Here is a 19,431-nt window from a genome sequence, read left to right on the forward strand (position 1 = left end):
AGGTTAACGTTTTAAAATCAAATTCCTTGAAGATAGTTCCGCCTAAAACTATAGCAATTATAATCATCGGAAAAGAGTATACTTTTTTCGTGTCCATAAATCTAATAACTTGGTTATATGTAGACGCGAATTTATAAATTTATATTTGAATAAATGGAACGGTAATTGGTCTAAAGCACAGGTAAAAAATAGCTAACACATATGAACCTTTACGTATCATTTATCATCCTATTATTCGCGTTATGCTCCTGCGAGAAACCAGAAAAAGTAGATCTATCCACCTTTAAATTGAATGAATCCATCTATGGGTTATATAATGCAACCGATACCGCACTCATCGGCGTAGAAACCATTGAATATCCTTACGATCTTATTTTAGAAATCAAGAACCCGGGCAAGTATAGTTATGAGGGTATAGACCTCGGACAAAATCGAGTCCTATTTTTGATCAATTCCGAATCCCTGAAGACCGATAGCATAACCCGTTTCGGCGGGGCTCATTACGATATGTCCGTCATAGCCAGCGACCGTAAGCCGCTCCAAGAAAAGTTAATGTCCTACAGAGCCGACACTACAATATACGGCGTACGTATAGAAATGGAAAGTGAAGAACTCCAATCGACCCTGCTCAGCAAGCTAGAAACCAAATACGGCAAGGGCACCAAAAATCCAAATACAGATAACGGGTTATACTGGAATATCAAAGCCGACAACAAGTTCATTTTCTTTGCCCCGGATTACCACAGGTTGATCATTCTCAACAATACTCATCTGTCTAAGACCTGTTATTGGGACAGTTTCAATGGGATGATCGATATGGGCGGCTGCGATCAGGAAAAATACCTGCAGTCACTGGTTCGAAATGCGACCAAACCCGAAGACGTTAAAAACAAACCACAGATAAAAATCGATAAAAATTGGAACATCAACGGCTTAGTTGTTGGGACCTCCACCGAGGAAGACTTTACGAAGTCTACCTTACATACGGGCTCCGAACGAATGGAAGAATACGACGGGACGACAGCTGCACCAAAAGAAATATATTATCAGAATAAATACCATGATATCTTTTTCTTTTTCTCGCCTAGCAAATCCAATCCTGAAAATCTTAAAGAAAACAGTCTACAAGGGTATTCCATATCAGATTTCAAGAAGGTAAATGTTACCTTTGACAATCAATTAAAGCCAGGAATAAAGCGCGCAGACGCCATCAAACTGTTTGATCAGACAAAAATCCTAAATTATCAGGATCTTAAAATATCAAATTTCTTAGAGATAGATCATGCCCCTTATAAGATTACACTGACGTTTGATGAGAAGGATCAGATTTCGGGTATATTTTTTACAAAAAAAGAATAACTGCAATCCGTCTTTGCGAGAGGGAAGTTTTTTAGCAAACACAAAGGAGGTTCGATGACAGGATACGTCATTCCGCAAAAGCGGGACAGGCTCTCGCAGAGTCCCGAGTTTACCTCGGGAACCTTGTGGAGGACCTGTTCCGATACATCGGAAGGTCTACAAACTGTATAGGATTAATATATAGCTTTTAGATTATCTACGATGAGCCCTTCGGGGTTCCTCCACTTCGGTCGGAATGACGACATAGTTTGTAAACGGAGCTTGCGAGCTCACCGTAGGTAATCTGTCATTGGTAGGATCAGCCAGTAGGCGGAGACGAAGCAATCTTAAAAACGGCTGTACGATATAGGACTTATAGATCGGTTTGCTACGCATCTGCCTTCGGCGGTCGTAGCCTCGCGATGACGGTAAGCTGTTATCTTACTCGGAATGATCTAGTCCGTATTAGTCCTCCATATTCAATTTCCAGATCGATTTAATCTTTTTTGCTTCTACCGTAAACTCAAAAAAGAGCTTTTTATTTTCCCGAATGGTATTAAAGAAGTCCTCCTGCGTTTGCATCTCTTCGGTAAAATATTTGAAATCTTCCGACAGATCAAATCTTTGATCCACAACCGATACGCCTCCCACATCAAAGATAAACTTTTCCCGTTCGTTCAGCCCATTTTCATCACTGATCGAGGCCACTCCCATTTGTATATCCGCACAGTTAAATAGTAAACTTCTTTCCTTTCCCTCTTCCGTTAAACGCACATTCGTTACAAATATAATGCTGTCTTTTTCCATAGTTTTCTCGCAGGCACAGGCGCTTGTTTGTTGCTTAGTCTTATTCGGAGAACCACCTCCCTTACAGGCAAAAAATGTCAACAAGAGACCAGTATAAATTACAGTCTTCATAAACTAGAGATTCATTGGTGTTCAGACCAGTGTGTCAAATTCAACGTCAGCATAGCGTTTTTGGTATATCAATGGATCTATTCTTCCTCCCGACGCTAATGCGGCTAGCATTTCCCGCTGAAATACCACTTCTTTTTCGAGCAACTGATTCCAGTATTCCGGTTCTTCCGAAAAATTCTCGTAATAATCCAATGTGTTGATCATATCGAGAAACAGTTGTACTACCCCTTCCGTTGTGTTATTATCATCAATAGCATGATCAAAGGCATTTAATATATAAATCGGTATCTGCTCTAACTCCTCATAATCATCCGCATATTCGTCCAGCTCTTCCGTTCTTTTGACCATGATTTCTTTGTACCAGCATGTCGTTCCATTACGAATATCATCCAACAATTTGTCTTTATCTATAGGCGTATGCATATACGCTTCGATCACTGCGAGCGCTTCCGGCAGTTGGAAATAGAATTCCAGAGCTAGGAGTTTTAAGAACTTCTGCTGTTCAGCAGACAGTTTTACAAAACCGGTCTGTAAATCTTCGGTATGCCGGTGTATGTGTTGTACAATATCCATATCATTGCTATTTATGTGATATTTTTTCATCACTTATGATTACATGGTTACTATACGAACTAAGTTAATCCATTTTCAGTAGACATTATCAAAAAACTTACAATTGCTCTAAATTTGGTATTAGGTTTACCCCCAATAATTTTCCCTCTGATCGCGATAAATGCTTTCCACCTTTAAGGAATACAGGTCGAACTCCATCACGATAGAACAGTTTAGGGTTTATACGTCTGTCCTCCATAGTTATTATAATATCTCTTTTAGCACTAGCCCCGTTATCGCTATACAGTGTGAGCTTATACATTTTTTTCATAGAATGCTATCTTTAAAATTTAGATTATCCCCTTTTTAATCGGTATTGATAGCAACAAAATTAATGCATACGCCGTATTTTAAACTGGTAATAATAGCGCATTTATCAGTTAATAACACGCATAAATGGCATTTTTAGCGCACTATTGGGTAGTTGATACAATTATGCAAACAAAAATACACTTCTTAGCCAGCTCATTTATACCTCAATTAATATCTTTCGATATCCACTCCTTTGACCTGCTGCTGCGAGGGCGAGTAGCCAAATTGCTTCTTAAATACTTTAGCAAAATTAGCAGGATCATCATAACCTATAGCCCAAGCAACATCAGCAACGCGAGTACCCGATTCGAGCAAACCTTTTGCATAATTCATCTTAATGGTCCGGATAAACTCAGCCGGAGTTTTGTTGATAAGTGCTTTTAATTTACGCGTGATTTGGCTAGAGCTCAGACAGGCCACATTTGCGAGAAATTCGACATTCACCTGCTTACTTTCCTGATTCTCATGAATAGCCGCAACCAATTTTTCGATAAAATCTTTATCTTGTTTAGAGATACTTTTTTCCTCATCCTCCAGTAATACATCCTTATCACTATCCTTTATCAGTAAAGAAGTATAGTAGATCCTGAGTCTTTCTTTAAAAGCAAGGCGATTATGTACCCTAAGCCTTAATTCTGCAACAGAAAATGGTTTAAAGATATAATCATCGGCACCAAGATACAACCCATCTTCCTTTTTCGACTGATCTTTGATTGCTGTAAGCAATAGTACTGGAATATGAGATGTAGCTGCTGATTCTTTGACTGCCTTACAGAAGTCCAATCCGTCCATCCGAGGCATTCTGATATCACTTATTATTATATCGGGAAGCACAGCATTTGCCATTCTTAACGCGACCTCGCCATCAGCAGCCTCTAAAAAATGATAGGAATCCCCGAGCGATTCCTTTATAAATGTACGTATCTCTTCGTGATCGTCTACGAGCAGGACCACAGGCTGATCCATAGTACTTGCAACATCATTAAGGTTGCGCTGCATGGCAGGTTCCTGAGTTGTCGATATCCGCGAAAGTTCTGAAAATGCAGGCATTACTTCTTTCTTCTCTTCGACAGAAGTACTTCCTTCCGCCAACCAGACGTGGAATATTGTCTTACCGTCGGTTTGGCTCTCCACCTCGACACGACCACCATGGTAGTTCGCCAACTCTTTTACTAAGGAAAGTCCTATACCAAACCCTTTGAAAGAGGCCTCTCCCGGCAATTGATAGAATCGATCAAATATTTTGGATAGGTATTCATCGGCAATACCACTTCCGGTATTAGCCACCCAAATATGCAATAACTGGCATTCAAAATCTAAACCTACCTCAATTTCTCCTGTTCGGGGTGTATGTTTTAAAGCGTTCGATAGCAAATTGTACATGATGGCGGTTACAGCCTGCCGCGAATAGACAAACTGCTGACCCGCATACTCTCCAGCTGGTTTGGAGAATAAACTCTTAAGCTTAACCCCGCACCTATCCGCTTCCGATTCAAAACTTGTTACCTCCATCCTGATCAACTGGACGACTTCTCCCCGTTCGTAATGGAGGCTATAGTAACCGTCATCCATTTTTGAAAGTTCCAGTAACTGATCCACCAATTCCAACAAATGGGCACCATTCTTACTGATTTCGGCATACCTTGATTTATCGGCTGTACTCTTTTCGTCGGCCATCAATAATTCAATATGCCCATTTATTAGTGTTAATGGCGTACGAAATTCGTGTGATATATTGGCTAAAAATCTGGATTTCATCTCCTGATTGTTTATTGCTGCCTTCTTTTTCACTTTCTCTAAAGCAATTTTATGCTTCGAGCGTGCCGAAAGATAGCGCCACGATACCAAAGCAAAAAGAAGAGCCGATACAGCCAAAGCCCAAGCGACGTTACGCTGCAGCTGTCTATTTCTAGATGTTTCAATTGTTTTAGCAATTTGGTTTTCATATTCGTACTTCAATACAATCTTTTCAGCATTCTGCTTTTCTATACTGTCACGATACATGTAATACTTTTGTGTATTTAGATAGGCGTCTCGAAAGTTACCCAATGCGCTATCTATCTTCGCTAGTGCCTTATAAGAAATCAAATACGCCGATTTATCTGCAGTACGTGCGTTGAGCAAGATTGCAGACTCGATCCATTTGCTAGCAAGATTGTATTGTGTCAAATCCCCATATATACGACCTATCCAATTGGTAACAGTTATCCTATTTGATATATTCTGCGTGACCATAGGCTTATCTACCATAGATAAGAACTTCGCTAAGGCCGCTTTCTTGTCGCCCAACTCATAATCTATTTCAGCAAGCTGTTTGTAGGGGGTAAAAAAGCTCAAACCTGAGCTATCTACTGCTGCATATATCTTTATTGCTTGTTCACAATATTGCTTAGCTACCTCAAAATCCCTCTTCTTTCGTGCCACATTCCCCAAATTCGTATACGATTGTGCCACCCCCGACTGATTGCCCTCCCGTATATATGCGTTCAACGAGTTTGTATAAATATCTTTTGCTTTGTCGATGTTGTTAATCTCTGTGTAAACATGGCCAATCAGATTACTTGTCCATATCATGCCATCCTTATTTTGTATCCTCTTATAAAGCTCTCTCGCTTCGTAAAAAAGAGAAATGGCCTTACTAAAATTGGAAAATTCATAATGGATCAACCCCAAATTGGCACTTGTCCGTGCCATTCCCCAATAATTGTCTGTTTTTTTGTAAGCGTAATAAGCCTCATCCCAATAATCGAGCGCTCTTAGATAATCGTCCTGATGATAATAAAGATGAGCAATATTATCAGCCGAGTTTGCCACACCATAAGGATCAGCTTTTCTTCTTCGGATATCCAACGCCATTTCATGATTCAATAATGCAGCTTTTTGATCCTCTTTAGTCGTATATATATGTCCAAGTTGATCATAGGCCTCTGCTTCCGACAGCGGTACGTTTATCTTTCTGGCTAGCTGCAGCATTATTTTCAGATGCTCCACAGCTTTTTCCATTTCGCCTTTTTCTCGATACATATGAACAAAGTTTTCATAAGATTTTAAGAGACCGAACATATTACCGTCTCGTTCTGCCATCACTTTTGCTCTTGTAGTTATAGTTGTAGCAGAATCGTAACTTCGAATATGTACGTAGCGACGCGCAATTTCATTGAGCAACAAAACCTTATTGTGCTTATCCGCACTGCTTCTTAATAAGATGCGTAAGGAATCGATTTCTGAATACTGTAGTTTCTGACCATAAGCTTCTTTATCAAGAGACAGTATGATCATAAATACCAAGGCCGAAATACTATAAAAGGAATTTAAAACAAACATCAAAATTTAAAAACGGAATAACTTTATAGATTGCCATTAACCTCTGCAATCGGCTTAAGATATTGCTTTTATTTCGAATATTTACTCCTATTAGGGGGGACAATTTAGGGACAAATGAACAAAAGAGGCTTTAAACGCGCTCCGTATCACCGGAACGCGTTCTGATTTTAGTTAACTCCTCCTTACTTTCACCGCATTACCCCATCCACAATTAACAATTAACCATCAATAGTCAATTCCACATCCCTTCTCTTTACGGCTTCGATCAATAGCTTATAAATCCGGACGTAAGCCGATTTGGATTTTCGCAATTCGAAATCATCTTCCTGGTACACGAAAGAATCCCCGACTAATAGGCACCCCGCAGTATCTCCAAAATTGTTACCAATATGGATGTACACGTACTTAAAGTTTGGAATCCCCACTATTTCGATCATCCCCTGATGGAAAGTAGGGAATCGCCTCGTATAGCGGGCATGCATAGCCCCCAGCTTTCGAAGCCCAAGCCTATAGGATCCGGCAGGGATCGCTGTCGCACCCCAGATTTTGACATCCCGAACCGTATCCTCCAAGCCATAGCAGCAGAATACACCGTCCACGAAGATTTCAGATAAGGTGCTGTTCGCCCCCCGTTTTTCAGAACGTTTGACCAAAACCCTCATCTCTCCCTACCTCCATCCCCTTGTTCACTTGTTAACTCGTTAACTCGATCACCTTCCTCACTTCCTTCACCTTTCTCACCCAACTCACTTCTATCACCTCCATCACCCTCTTCATCTCCATCAATTGTCTTCTCCATCACCTTCTCTATGATCCCTAAACCGATAGCCACATATTTCAGGATCAGTAAAGCCTGACCCGGCAATTTCACAGGAGCCATTAATACCAATTGTACCGCCCCACTTATTTTTTTGATTATTTTGTTCATGATATTTTAAGTTATATGGTTACAGAGGTTACAAGGCTATGGAAGTTAAGATACCTCATAACGATGTAACCCCATTTTACCAAGAATCAAACTTGATCAGCTCCTACCCATCTTTCCTTCACACCCAAGAATCAAACTGGAGCTAATAAAGCCTTAGGAATAATGCGAAGCTTTGTTCCAGCTTTTGTGCTCTATTTGATTCGCACCTACTCTTATTCCCTTCACACCCCAGAATCAAACTTGAGCTAATAAAGCCTTAGGAATAATGCGCAGCTTTGTTCCAGCTTTTGTGCTCTATTTGATTCGCTCTTTATCTGGCTCTCAAACTCACTACCTCACTCCAATCGCCTGCTCCCTTCTTATTGACCGCCCGTACGCGCAGTTTATAGGTGACATCCCGCACAACCGGTGCAAACACATTCCCGCGGGTAGACCCCGTTCGGTAACTATCCTTCCAGACGGGATTACCCTGTTCATCATCGGCATCGGCGACCTGATACTCGTAGAGCAGCGCGTTGGGCACTTTATCAAAGGCCACTTTAAGCTGATCCTGTTGCAGGCCATCCATCAGCGCTGCATTCAGCACCTTGGCGGGCAGTGGCGTACTGACCGGATCCACTTCCAGGATCAGCCCCGAGCTCAACAAAGCCGACCGTGTACCGTCGCTCACCTGATTGACATAGAATGCGATCTTGCGCAGCATATCGCACACCTCCTTTTTGGAGTCGTTCTTTTGCGCAATCTCTACGAGGCTGCCCCCACGGCTGGCCTTCTGCCAGCGGCTCTTGTAAAGCTCAGCTCCTGTCTTCAGGTCAGCAATAGCTACCGGTAGGTCGGTGAATAGCGTATGTCCTTCCATACAGTCTACCACCTTACCGATTAGGGTACTGAACTCATCGTCTTTCAGTCCCGAATAGTCTAAAACTACTTTCTTCTTTCTCATTTTGTTCGATTTAAATGTTTACCATTCTCCGTTGTAATGCACTTCCGGACGAACATTACATGGGCAAACATAAGGGCGGATCAAAAGGAGGTCAAGAAATGGGACAAGACGGGACAAGCTCGGACAACAACTGTCCGAGTGTTCAAGAAAAACTTATTTTAAAACGACCTTTTAGGAAAAAAATAAAGATTGACAGGATAAGACAGATAACCCCAGAGATGAAGTTATACAAGCTTGAATAAGACGCCCTCTATTAGTTGAAATACGCTTTACTTAATTTTCATAATGCCAATCCGGGAATTATAAAAGTATTTTGGGTTGCTGTTTATCCGATAACATTCGCTACCTAAAGTCTTGAACCGTTGTCCATCCAGTTCGTAGTAAAAGATCTCCTGATAACTGGGTAGTCGTCCATTCGTCCATTTATAAACGATGCTTTCATCAAATTCGGGCAGCGCAGTTTTTAAATCTTCCACCTTTTGGTCTATCGCTGTAAATCCATTCTGGATTGTTGTGCTATCGGCTCGCTCTTTGACCGCATAAGTAGGCGCAAAGTACAGCATATTGTTTAAAAGCAGATGCTGGTTTTTATCGGCCAATATCTCCGAAGTCGAAGGTACTGTATCCAAGATATACGTTTTACCCGTATAGATATTCTTAAGCTGGAATTCATTCTTTATGGTGCTGATCCCCATACTTTTTTCTCCTTCCTCCGTCGCAACCTCCTGAACAACATGAAGTTGCTTTTTCGAATAATACAGCGAGTCGTTCCACATCCGTAGCGTATGCATGAGGGTCGAATCTATCTCCTCGACCACGTCAACTTTATTTGCGGCTATCAATTCGTCCAAAGTAGCCACATCGGGATGTTGATCTTCTTTGGGAGCAAAAGAGCAGGAAGAAATCGATAGGATAACGAATAACAGCGGAAAGGAAGAAATGATTTTTTTCATCGTTGGTTTATGGGGTTACGCTATACCTAAGATAATCCATTTTTAGCAGAGATCCGCAAAAAATTTACAATTGCCAAAAATATAGTATCTTAGGGTATCAAAATTTAAGCGGCAAAATGAATTGGGAAAACAATAAAAATCACGAAAAATATTCACATTGCTAATAGATGAAAGAATACAGGCCTATCTTTACAACCAACGATCTGACAACAGCGGAGAAATGGCGCAGGTTAAGAAAGTTTATTGAAAATTGGTATGATTTCGAAATACCCAATACCACGTATCAAAGCCAATGGATAGCACTTAAAAATTCGTTACCTTTTGCATTACCTCCATTTGCTGAACGATTTTTTAGCCTTGCCCATCAACTTCAAGATGTGGAGCACATATATCCTTATAGCGGACAAAAAACCAATAAATTTTCAAGCATTTTCAGGGATTGTCTTGATATTTCATTCCTCGAAAAACACGATGCTTTATCGCTATTAATTCAAGCGGAACAAGACACCTATTGGGCCATTAAAAGAATCGATTTTGAAGAAGAAAATCCACCAGTATATTCCTATTTCTTAAATTATGACGATGATACCGGGGATTTTGAACTGTACGGGACACCATATCCGTCCGTAACGTCATTTGTGCTAAAGCACATGCTTCTATATCTCCATAACTGCAGCAGTTTTGGCGTACAAATCGAAAATGTAGACCGGTTTAAAGAAAAAATCAAGTCCAGTTTTAAAAATCATATCATTTATGATGGAATAGAATTATTTGAAGACGAAAATTTGATCGCATTTATCGATGAGGACCTATTTGACGAAGGTAATTATTACTTCCGTTTACACTTGAAAGATAATCGAGAGATTGAAAGTTTACCTGAAGAAATCATCCACATCTTGAAAACTAGAAATGGAGGCTGGACTTCGAACAGATTTAATGGATACTGAAACCAATCCTACCCTACTTTGCAACGCTACAGACTTTGAGCAAATGACAATCAAGCAGATAGGCAAGACAAACCATCTTAACATCACAGATTCTATTAACAATGGATGCAAAACAATTATTTAGATTTTTTCACAGTAAATATGAGCTAACAAATTGGCTTAATGAGAATGGCGTATTAGCCCAAAGCGACGGCGATGTAAAATGGTTTTATTGTGGCATTAACGACGATTTTAAAGTGGAGCTTGTTGATCAAACGATACAAAATTTCTTTTCTGAAGATGAAATTTACTTATGCATTTCGTCAAGCAAAAGTTCAATGGTTTCTAAATCAAACGTAACTGCAGAAATTGCTAAAAATCTGCACAAGAAAGAAATCGGATTAATGGATAGTTCATTTACAAAAATGATGTTTTTCAATTCGTATGGCACATTTAAAAGTGGTGTGATCAGAGAATTTCCAGAAACATCTTCAAGACCTAATGGCCACCTTTTAAATGTAGCGTTTTTCGCAAACATTATGGATGAAAACACCAGCAAAGTTGCTAAAGCAATTAACAAGCATTTTGATCATTTTGAAAAAGCATTACACAAAGATTATGGCGGTGTGATGGAATATCTTTGGATAGATTTAGAGCTGGTTGAAAGTCACAAACCTTTTCCTTTCCGCTTTCAAAAGAGGGTAAGCAATCGTTCTTCCTACACCGAAATGTATTCCTATAATGTTGGTCATTACAGTATTCATCCAGATTATGAAAAATTGAAAGGCTTATCAACAGATGAAGAAATTTGCGCCTATGTATTTGATTTGCTGTATCAGTCCACTCAAATTTTAGCGGATAAACAAAAGAAACTAGGAGACTTTGATGCGACTAAATTCCGATTGGATTTTCTAGCGGCAAAAACTGCCATCGATAGTTTGTAATCGATAGCTATTCCTATCAAATAAATCGGCTTGAAAATTGCATGATCATTCAGTGTGCACCAATTGTAATATATTAGGGTATCAAAATCTAAGAGCAAAACAAATACATTGTTTATATGAAGAGAATCACCATATCGCTAGCGAAACTCAATAGAATAGCCAATAATTTAATCACATTTTATAAGAGCCAGTTTAACAGTCCTGAGGAAGAATATCAGGCCAATAAAAATGCAAAAGAACAGGTCGGACAATTAATCATCCACGTGAAGCGTGAGCTTGGATTATCCCGCGCAGCGCAACAGCAGGTCGTCAACGAAGCATTGATGTTATTGGCAAAAAGTACCGGCTGTGCAGAAGACGAACAGATAGCAGAAAATATGTTAGACAAGCTGCACCTCCAATCGAAAGTTATTGACCAGCAAGATCTTGACCGCTATTATGCATACAAGCAAAGCCGCTGGGATTAGATCGAAACAGGCACTTTTTGGAACCGGGATATTCCTTATCAAGACAGCATATAGTACATAATTGGATGGCCCTGCAGGATTAGATAGCAATATATGTCGTATGGTAGCCATAGAATGACGACAGCAAATCCCTTTCGCTTAAAGAGCGGCGGGTGCGCATAAGCCTTCAAGTGGAAAACCGCAAAAAGGGTTCGGTTATACCCGACAACCGCTCCCCTATGGTCAGCCCAAAGTATCCTCTTCTGCAAATGTTCCCTGCTTAAAAAGAAAAGCAGATCCGATACCGCAGGACGAAGCCTATCCCCGTTATAAACCGCTTGAGCATCTGCCATCCCTACAGCAACTTTGAGAAAGAAAAGTCTTCTTGTTTAATCAAGACTTCTCTACTTCGTAAAAAGTGTATCCAGACTGCCCAAACAAACCGCCTCCCCAAGGATTGATCATTGCCAACAGTGAAAAGGCAATCTGGAAAACCGACTGCAAATAACTACCCAGCTATCCTAAGGATCCACCGATCTTTTCTTCCGTTCCCATAATTTACTATACACCCATCCCCCTTTCCCCATGCGCTCGGCTTCGACCCCAAGCCAGTCCACCTCTGTTTTGAGGTATACAGGCCTCCCCCCTATTTTACCCGATCGCTGCAGCAGCTTTTTATCGATAGAACGGTAAAAGGTAGAACGCGCCACATCGAGCGCCCGCAGTACATAGGCAATAGGCACACACTCGGGTGGCTCGGGGAGCTGCGGCTGTATAGTCCATTCCGGAAATAGGCGTTTTAAAAGATTGATTAGTTGGTGTAGATCGTCTGTTGCGATGGTATGGATATCGTTGCGTTCGATCAGCAGCGATAGATGTTCGCCTATAGACAGGTCTTTGGATTCCTGCTCGTTAAATGAAGCGAGGATCAGTTCTTTAATATGTTGAAGGTGTTTTAAGATTAAAAATTTTGGCATTTTGTTTTTCATAGGGCAGGACATTGGGCAGTCCGATCGTGCATCAGCACGACCCCAAAAAGCTGCAAGGTAAATGATGCAGACAAAACCAATTAACCTCTTCTTAAACGGATAAATACAAGAGGCGACATTTAAATATAGTAAAAAAACTCTATATTAAATAGCTATTTAACACATCACTAAATCTTCACTTGAAAGCTTTACTTGCGGCTTATGGAGACTTTCAACAGCTGTTTTAACTTTTATAGCATCATCAGATGACAAAAAAACAGGAATTAAAGAATTCATTTCAATTTTTAACAATCTTCCGATAATAACAAGATCTCTTAGCGTAAAAGGTTTGATGCCGTTCATAAGTTCGGACATATGGGTTTTACTTTTATGTCCCAAGATCACCCCTAAATTCTCTTGTGTCAGATCCAAAGATTTAAGCTTTTTTCTGATGATATCCTTACGATTCGCTATAAATTGACGTTCAAATTCGGCGATTTTCCCAGCTTTTTCACTTTCCAATAATTGATCAGTGCTGATTACATCCACGTCATTCCATTCGCTGTTTTCGAAATCTACAATCAACTGGCGAAGTTTACTCCTTAGCTTTTTCAAATGGGGATTTTCCTTTGCCATTAAACGCAACTTTCGATCGGCTATCATTGCGCGCTCGTAATCCAACTCACTATTTAATTTTCCACTCTCCACTAACTTCTCTATATCAAAATGTGTTTTCATTGCTGTTATTTTATATACTCCCGCTGCCTTAACCACTTTTCAATGGTTGCTTTATTATTTTTGAAGATTGCTTCGTATTCTTGGTGAGTCCCTGCCCACACAATTGAAGCCAATCCCTCTTCATCAAGTTCAATCAATATTAATGTGCGATGAATATTTATATCAAAGAAATAGAACCCATCATTGTGTACACAATCTGCATCTCTGCGAAGCTCCATCAACTCTCTAATACCCTCACCACCAGCAGGATCAAAACTTTCAAGTTCTTCAATCAGTCGATCAATTTCGGCACCTAATTTCTTATTACCAATATTCTTTTTTTTCAACTTCATCAAAGTTGACTTACCTATGATCTCCATAGCATTATATTTACAAATATAATCATAAGTTCGGATTATAACCGAACTTTATAAAAAAAATAACTGATTTAACATTCCGCAAGAACAACTGTTCCTGCTGTTATCTTAGAGCTAGCCTTTACCATTAATCCTTCTCGATTGTCGTTCGTAAATTGGTTTATTACTATAAAAATAACAAAAAACTATATCCTATACAAATGCCTACCCCTGCACCAACAGCTTCTCCAAAAATGCCTTTCTAAAATTAGTACCGATCTTCAATTGCACCCCATTCTGCATGTTTACGGTGTTGCCGTCTACATGGTCGATATGCTCGATATGGATCACATACGACTGGTGGATACGGCAGAACTTAGTCGCAGGCAATGTCTTCAACAGTTTACGGAGCGAACTGTGGACCAGGAGGAACTTATCCGTATCGTAAATAACCCGCACATAGTTGCCCATACTTTCTATGTATTCAATATCCCGGATAGCGACCCGGATTATCCTCCCCCCTGTGGCTTCCTTGATAAAAATAAAAGTTATTTCCTGCATACCCCTAATACCCACAAGATGGGGAAAGTAGTGAGTTAGGCCGATCTGAAAAGGGGCAGATCTTTAGCTAAGCCCCAGCAGTAAGCCCCCCAGCACAACCGGCAAAAACTCGGGATTATTCAATAGCTGGGATTTGATATATTGATTCCCACGGGTGATGTAGCTATTTATCGTATTGTGCGATATCCCCAACTGCTCGGCGATCTCTTTATAGCTGTAGCCATCGATCTTATGCAGGCGGTATACCTCACGCTGCTTGGCCGGCATCTTATCCAATAGCCTATTTAACAGCTCCTCGTGTTCTTTTTGGTATATTTTGGATTCGATGTTGTTGTAGCCCTCCTCTAGGATCGGCAGCATGTGTGCTCGGTAAGTCCGATCATAAGCCGCTTTACGGAATAGTTTGTACGTATTATTGGTTGCTATTTTATACAGATAGGCCTTGAAAGACTGGTCCGGGTCGACTGCGTGCCGATTGGTCCATACCGCCATAAAGGTATCCTGCAGCACCTCATCGGCCAGCTCTGTAGATTTGAGCATATACATCAGATGTGCCATAATCACCATAGAATACTGGTTATACAGCTCCGTAAAAGCCTTATCATCTCCTTCTTGCAATCGCAACAGCAGCTCACGCTCTGATATTTTAAGGCTGGTTATCACAATAATCTATCTTGGACTTAAGTTCACAATTGGGTTATATACAAATATAAAAATAACAAATCGTCATTCAAACTGCAAACATAAGGAGCGTAAATGACTAAATTCTATACAACAATACAAGCAAATGAATAAATCAACTAAAATATTTTGATAGATGAAGTTTTTTATATAATCAGTTAAATCAATATTAAGACAGGTTTTCTATATCATCCTGATCTTTAGGTCGATTACTTTTCTTTTTAGCGGCAATGAGTTGATCTTTATGAAGCGTTCTAATCGATAAATCGTCGTCTTCGAAAACAATTGATTGATTATAATTGTTTGTAAAATCTAGTCCTTTAACTTTAACCATGATATCTATTGCGACAGGTGGTACACCAAAAGTAAATACATCCCAAGAAGGGTGGGATAAAAAGTTTTCCTCTGTCATATCAAATACTGGCATTCCAAATTCTAAGAAAGCAGCCTTAAGTCTATTGTAATTAGTTTGAGTTCGCTCAACCCAAATATCCATATCACCTGTAGTCCGTGAATATCCGTGTAAGATCACCGCAAAACCACCTACAAGAATATACCTAACCTGACACTTATTCAAGCACGATAAAAAATCTCTAAAATCTTCATTAAAAATATTGCCCATGCTTAACTTCTTGTTGAAGCAGAAAACTTAGATTTATCCATTCTAGGAGGATTATCAAACGGAAAATTAAAAGCTATACTATTCAAATAATATGCAACTTTTAACCTTTCCTTCCAATCTAATTTCGAATAGTATCCCCTATGATCAGATGCTTCTCTGGCAGTTTGCCCTTTAAACGCCGTTCTATCTAACCTGAATTTGTCCATATTCAAAGTTAAGCATTTCCATTTTCTTTTAAAAATTTCAAGTTTTGCAATGAAATCATGTCGTGATAGCATCTCTTAAACAGCATCTCCAAATAATAGTGTTTTTCACACAAGAAAAAATTAAAGAAAAAATTGCGTAGTCAAATAGCTTCATTTATATTTGTAGTCAAATGACTTCATAAATGAATTTAAGACGAGACGTGTTTCAAGCCATTGCAGACCCCACAAGACGGGCTATCCTGCTCTTGGTTACTTCGCAGGCGATGACTGCCGGTGCCATCGCGGCCAATTTTGATACCGCAAGACCGACCGTTTCCAAACACCTGCAGATCCTTACCGAATGCGAACTGCTTAAGCAGCAGCAAAACGGCCGGGAAATATATTATCACCTCAATGCAGACAAGATGAAAGAGGTAGCCGACTTTATCGAACCCTTCCGAAAAATGTGGGACGACCGGTTTAATAAACTGGAAGCCGTCATGAAGAACTATCAAAACAAGAAATAAAATGGAGCACAAAACAAAAGTCACTGCCGAAGATGGCAAACAGGACATCCTAATTACAAGAGAATTTGACCTTCCCTTAGAATTGCTTTTTAAAGCCTACGAAGAGCCCGAGCTTTTTGAACAGTGGATGGGAACCAAGGTGCTGAAAATGGAAAACAAAAAGCACGGCTCCTATGCCTTTGAAACTTCGCATGATGGTAACGTCGTTTTTAGTGCCAATGGAACCATACAGGAATTTATCCCGAATCAAAAGATCACCCGGACCTTTGAAATGGAAAATACGGGTTTTCCCGTTCAGCTCGAATTTTTGGAATTTGAAAGCCTAACGGACGAAAGAAGTAAACTGACCATGCACATCGTCTTTAAATCCCCGGCGTTCCGCAATCAGTTGATGCAGATGCCATTTGCACAGGGGCTGAATATGGCGCACGACAGACTACAAACAATCCTAGACCAACTAAAATAACGAATTATGCAAAAGCGCAACAAAATCATTTATTGGATTACCACTATTTTCCTTGCCGTGGGGATGACCGCAGGCGGTGTACAGCAAACTTTTCAAATCGGTGGTTACAATGAAATCGTCACAGGATTAGGGTATCCCTTATACCTCTTAACCATATTGGGCATCTGGAAAATTTTAGGCGTGATCGTTCTACTTGTTCCGAGACTCCCTTTACTCAAAGAATGGGCTTATGCCGGTTTTTTCTTTGCTATGTCAGGGGCGTTCATCTCCCATCTAGCGGTTGGACAATCCTTCGCAGAGGCTGTTCCTTCTTTAATTTTACTGGTGGTGACCGTTTTGTCCTGGTATTTTAGACCGAATGACCGTAAAGTTTCAATCAAACAGTTATAGCATCCGTACCTTTAATTAAGCACCTATATAGTATTCCATCTCCAAGTAGCGAATGATGCACTCAAGTAACAAACAAAAGTAGACAGTACGGCTACTTTGTCAACTTATATTATTTACTTTGTAACGGTCGTAACTGTTACGGCCGTTACAAAGTATAGTGCGTTATTAAATTCATGGAACAGGAAATAGTCAGGGACAATTTTAGCATCCGTAAACTGCAGGAGAGCGAAGCGCTTCTCTACAAATCCATACGATTAGAAGGGCTACTAGCCGAGCCCGATTTATTTCGCCCCAACAATCCGCCCGAAGCTGACCTTACGGACGAAGAATGGAAAAAGAAGGTCTCGACCCCTAGATTTGTGTTCGGTCTTTTCTGCAATGGGGCGATAATCGGCATGACCAGTTTCTTGTTAACGAATGAAGATGAAGCTTACCTCGGCCAATCTTATATCAAAAAAGAATTTAGAGGATTAGGTCTATCTTCCCTCCTTTATGACATCAGATTTAGCTGGGCGGATAAGCTCGGTTTAAAACGGTTGACGATCAGTCATAAGGCGACCAATACCATTTCCAGATCAGCCATCCAGCGCGCTGGATTTGTCTACACCCACACCGAGACCATTACTTGGCTCGATGGAACAACCGGCGACTCGCTGCTTTATGCATTGGACTTACAACAATAAAGGCTAGGGCAACATAACTTCTGTAGCGTCAAGCAGTTCATATAAGGTTCTTCTTAACCACTGGTCTGCATGTCGAGAGATCTGTAATAGATAGCCTCAGCCACATGTGCGAGTTCAATCTTTTCGCTGTCTGCAATATCGGCGATAGTCCGTGCTACTTTCAAAATACGATCGTGCGCTCTACTGGACAACCCATATTTCTGCATATGACCATATAGCAGTTTGCGTGCAGAATCATCCAACGTACAGATCTCCCTCACCAAGCGACTAGACATCTGCGCATTGGTAAATACACCGGGGCAGTCTACAAAGCGAACCTTTTGACGATCCCGCGCAGCGACAACACCTTTACGGAGTTCTTCAGAACACAGACCTTTATCTGCTCTTTCCATATCAAAAAAAGAGATCTGCTCCACAGCTAGCTGTATATCGATTCGATCTAAAAGCGGCCCCGATACTTTATTCATAAATTGATTTTTATATCGACTCGGCCCCGTGTATGGGTTCATCGCTGCGACCAACATAAAGTTGGCAGGAAAAGTCAGGGTCATCCGGGCTCGTCCAATCTGGATCTTTCGATCCTCCAAAGGCTGGCGCATGACGTCCAGTACAGACCGCCTAAACTCACCGAGTTCATCCAAAAATAACACCCCGTTGTGTGCCAGGGAAATCTCTCCGGGCTGCGGAATACTCCCCCCACCCACCAGCGCCACATTACTAATGGTATGATGTGGCGAACGGAATGGACGTTGGCTGATCAGCCCATTCAGTATATACGGATTATCCGACACACTGTAAATGCGTGTAGTCTCCAAGGCCTCCCCAATACTGAGCGGAGGTAAGATTCCAGGCAGGCGTTTGGCAAGCATCGTTTTACCAGCACCGGGAGGCCCTATCATCAAAATATTATGGCCACCTGCGGCAGCAACCTGCATCGCACGCTTGGCCCCTTCCTGCCCTTTAACATCGGCAAAATCCAGCTCAGATATCCTTTGATTTTTATAAAATTCATCCCGCGTATATATACAGACAGGTTCTATGACATGTGTTGATTGATTAAAAAACTGCACCACCTCCCGCAAATTCTTAACCCCATACACTTTTAGTTTGGACACCATGCCTGCTTCAGATTCATTCTGTTTACTGACCAACATTCCCAGAAAATCATCTTCCCTCGCTCTGATCGCCATAGGTAAGGTACCTTTGACAGGGAGTATCGATCCATCCAGCGCCAGTTCGCCCATCATAAGATACGCTGCAAGTTGCTCTGGTCTATTAATCTGTCCCGAAGCCGCCAATATAGCCACTGCGATAGGTAAGTCAAACCCTGCTCCTGTCTTACGGATATCCGCTGGCGCGAGGTTAATAACGATACGTCTTCTGGGCATCCGCAACCCAATACTGGATATCGCCATTTCAATACGATGTAGACTTTCCTTCACCACATTATCGGCCAACCCTACCAAGGTATAGTGGGTACCTGTAGTGATACTGACTTCGATTGTAATTGGAAATGCTTCCACCCCGTGAACTGCGCTTCCGAATGTTTTAACGAGCATAATGATCTTTGTTGGTCTATGGAGCAAAGCTATGGAGATACCCTGTTTCGAGCTGCAAATTAAACGGATACA

General features: G+C 40.8%; 24 protein-coding genes. 8 read left to right on the forward strand and 16 right to left on the reverse strand.

What is annotated here, in order from left to right; all coding sequences use genetic code 11:
- The first annotated feature begins 201 nt into the window (after positions 1 to 201).
- Positions 202 to 1,359 carry a hypothetical protein gene (locus B5X76_RS12945; RefSeq protein ID WP_079643530.1) on the forward strand — a complete coding sequence of 386 codons (1,158 nt, stop codon included), beginning with the start codon at positions 202 to 204 and terminating at the stop codon, positions 1,357 to 1,359.
- Positions 1,360 to 1,551: 192 nt separating this feature from the next.
- On the opposite strand, the gene B5X76_RS21715 is transcribed toward B5X76_RS12945, so the two are convergent.
- The 9 genes from B5X76_RS21715 to B5X76_RS12990 all read right to left on the reverse strand — a co-directional run bounded on the left by B5X76_RS21715 (position 1,552) and on the right by B5X76_RS12990 (position 9,328).
- A complete protein-coding gene (locus B5X76_RS21715) occupies positions 1,552 to 1,734 on the reverse strand; it encodes a hypothetical protein (protein ID WP_139375307.1) in 183 nt (60 codons plus the stop codon).
- Positions 1,735 to 1,803: 69 nt separating this feature from the next.
- Positions 1,804 to 2,256: a hypothetical protein gene (locus B5X76_RS12950; protein ID WP_079643531.1), complete on the reverse strand. Its 453-nt coding sequence runs from the start codon at positions 2,254 to 2,256 to the stop codon at positions 1,804 to 1,806.
- A gap of 21 nt (positions 2,257 to 2,277) precedes the next feature.
- Positions 2,278 to 2,859, reverse strand: coding sequence for a hypothetical protein (locus B5X76_RS12955; RefSeq protein ID WP_079643532.1), 582 nt, complete (start codon positions 2,857 to 2,859; stop codon positions 2,278 to 2,280).
- A 67-nt stretch (positions 2,860 to 2,926) separates the two neighbouring features.
- A complete protein-coding gene (locus tag B5X76_RS12960; protein ID WP_079643533.1) occupies positions 2,927 to 3,139 on the reverse strand; it encodes a hypothetical protein in 213 nt (70 codons plus the stop codon).
- A 209-nt stretch (positions 3,140 to 3,348) separates the two neighbouring features.
- The gene (locus B5X76_RS12965) at positions 3,349 to 6,504 is read right to left on the reverse strand and encodes a tetratricopeptide repeat protein (protein WP_079643534.1); all 3,156 of its coding nucleotides are present in this window, start codon (positions 6,502 to 6,504) and stop codon (positions 3,349 to 3,351) included.
- A gap of 218 nt (positions 6,505 to 6,722) precedes the next feature.
- Entirely contained in the window at positions 6,723 to 7,166 is a 444-nt protein-coding gene (locus tag B5X76_RS12970) for a DUF5675 family protein (protein WP_079643535.1), read from the reverse strand.
- Complete coding sequence (locus B5X76_RS12975; RefSeq protein WP_079643536.1) at positions 7,163 to 7,432, reverse strand: hypothetical protein; 270 nt, start codon at positions 7,430 to 7,432, stop codon at positions 7,163 to 7,165. The genes B5X76_RS12970 and B5X76_RS12975 overlap by 4 nt, the downstream gene beginning before the upstream one ends.
- A gap of 310 nt (positions 7,433 to 7,742) precedes the next feature.
- Positions 7,743 to 8,375, reverse strand: coding sequence for a fibronectin type III domain-containing protein (locus B5X76_RS12980; protein WP_079643537.1), 633 nt, complete (start codon positions 8,373 to 8,375; stop codon positions 7,743 to 7,745).
- 269 nt (positions 8,376 to 8,644) lie between these two features.
- Entirely contained in the window at positions 8,645 to 9,328 is a 684-nt protein-coding gene (locus tag B5X76_RS12990) for a hypothetical protein (RefSeq protein ID WP_079643539.1), read from the reverse strand.
- Positions 9,329 to 9,495: 167 nt separating this feature from the next.
- Between B5X76_RS12990 and B5X76_RS12995 the strand changes: the two genes are divergently transcribed.
- From B5X76_RS12995 to B5X76_RS13005, 3 genes are all read left to right on the forward strand, one after another.
- Positions 9,496 to 10,275, forward strand: coding sequence for a hypothetical protein (locus tag B5X76_RS12995; RefSeq protein ID WP_079643540.1), 780 nt, complete (start codon positions 9,496 to 9,498; stop codon positions 10,273 to 10,275).
- 101 nt (positions 10,276 to 10,376) lie between these two features.
- Complete coding sequence (locus B5X76_RS13000; RefSeq protein ID WP_079643541.1) at positions 10,377 to 11,198, forward strand: hypothetical protein; 822 nt, start codon at positions 10,377 to 10,379, stop codon at positions 11,196 to 11,198.
- Positions 11,199 to 11,314: 116 nt separating this feature from the next.
- On the forward strand, positions 11,315 to 11,665 hold the full coding sequence (locus B5X76_RS13005) for a hypothetical protein (protein ID WP_079643542.1): 351 nt from the start codon (positions 11,315 to 11,317) through the stop codon (positions 11,663 to 11,665).
- A gap of 500 nt (positions 11,666 to 12,165) precedes the next feature.
- On the opposite strand, the gene B5X76_RS13015 is transcribed toward B5X76_RS13005, so the two are convergent.
- The 6 genes from B5X76_RS13015 to B5X76_RS13040 all read right to left on the reverse strand — a co-directional run bounded on the left by B5X76_RS13015 (position 12,166) and on the right by B5X76_RS13040 (position 15,549).
- Positions 12,166 to 12,621: a hypothetical protein gene (locus B5X76_RS13015; RefSeq protein ID WP_139375308.1), complete on the reverse strand. Its 456-nt coding sequence runs from the start codon at positions 12,619 to 12,621 to the stop codon at positions 12,166 to 12,168.
- A gap of 168 nt (positions 12,622 to 12,789) precedes the next feature.
- Positions 12,790 to 13,350 (reverse strand): transcriptional regulator, encoded by a 561-nt coding sequence (locus B5X76_RS13020; protein WP_079643573.1) that lies wholly within the window; start codon positions 13,348 to 13,350, stop codon positions 12,790 to 12,792.
- Between the two features lie 5 nt (positions 13,351 to 13,355).
- On the reverse strand, positions 13,356 to 13,709 hold the full coding sequence (locus B5X76_RS13025; RefSeq protein WP_079643545.1) for a type II toxin-antitoxin system HigB family toxin: 354 nt from the start codon (positions 13,707 to 13,709) through the stop codon (positions 13,356 to 13,358).
- Positions 13,710 to 13,910: 201 nt separating this feature from the next.
- Positions 13,911 to 14,246 carry a LytR/AlgR family response regulator transcription factor gene (locus B5X76_RS13030; RefSeq protein WP_079643546.1) on the reverse strand — a complete coding sequence of 112 codons (336 nt, stop codon included), beginning with the start codon at positions 14,244 to 14,246 and terminating at the stop codon, positions 13,911 to 13,913.
- 63 nt (positions 14,247 to 14,309) lie between these two features.
- Positions 14,310 to 14,909, reverse strand: a complete 600-nt coding sequence (locus tag B5X76_RS13035) for an RNA polymerase sigma factor (RefSeq protein WP_176141064.1) — start codon at positions 14,907 to 14,909, stop codon at positions 14,310 to 14,312.
- Between the two features lie 187 nt (positions 14,910 to 15,096).
- Positions 15,097 to 15,549: a DUF6036 family nucleotidyltransferase gene (locus B5X76_RS13040; RefSeq protein ID WP_079643548.1), complete on the reverse strand. Its 453-nt coding sequence runs from the start codon at positions 15,547 to 15,549 to the stop codon at positions 15,097 to 15,099.
- Positions 15,550 to 15,937: 388 nt separating this feature from the next.
- On the opposite strand from B5X76_RS13040, the gene B5X76_RS13050 reads away from it, so the two are divergent.
- From B5X76_RS13050 to B5X76_RS13065, 4 genes are all read left to right on the forward strand, one after another.
- Positions 15,938 to 16,261, forward strand: coding sequence for an ArsR/SmtB family transcription factor (locus B5X76_RS13050; protein WP_079643549.1), 324 nt, complete (start codon positions 15,938 to 15,940; stop codon positions 16,259 to 16,261).
- A gap of 1 nt (position 16,262) precedes the next feature.
- On the forward strand, positions 16,263 to 16,727 hold the full coding sequence (locus B5X76_RS13055) for an SRPBCC family protein (protein ID WP_079643550.1): 465 nt from the start codon (positions 16,263 to 16,265) through the stop codon (positions 16,725 to 16,727).
- 6 nt (positions 16,728 to 16,733) lie between these two features.
- Positions 16,734 to 17,117, forward strand: coding sequence for a DoxX family protein (locus B5X76_RS13060; protein WP_079643551.1), 384 nt, complete (start codon positions 16,734 to 16,736; stop codon positions 17,115 to 17,117).
- 173 nt (positions 17,118 to 17,290) lie between these two features.
- Positions 17,291 to 17,800: a GNAT family N-acetyltransferase gene (locus tag B5X76_RS13065; RefSeq protein WP_079643552.1), complete on the forward strand. Its 510-nt coding sequence runs from the start codon at positions 17,291 to 17,293 to the stop codon at positions 17,798 to 17,800.
- A 53-nt stretch (positions 17,801 to 17,853) separates the two neighbouring features.
- Here the strand turns inward: B5X76_RS13065 and B5X76_RS13070 are convergent, their stop codons facing one another.
- Positions 17,854 to 19,359 (reverse strand): YifB family Mg chelatase-like AAA ATPase, encoded by a 1,506-nt coding sequence (locus B5X76_RS13070; protein WP_079643553.1) that lies wholly within the window; start codon positions 19,357 to 19,359, stop codon positions 17,854 to 17,856.
- Between the last annotated feature and the right edge of the window lie 72 nt (positions 19,360 to 19,431).

This window comes from Sphingobacterium nematocida (genome assembly GCF_900168125.1).
GTDB lineage: Bacteria > Bacteroidota > Bacteroidia > Sphingobacteriales > Sphingobacteriaceae > Sphingobacterium > Sphingobacterium nematocida.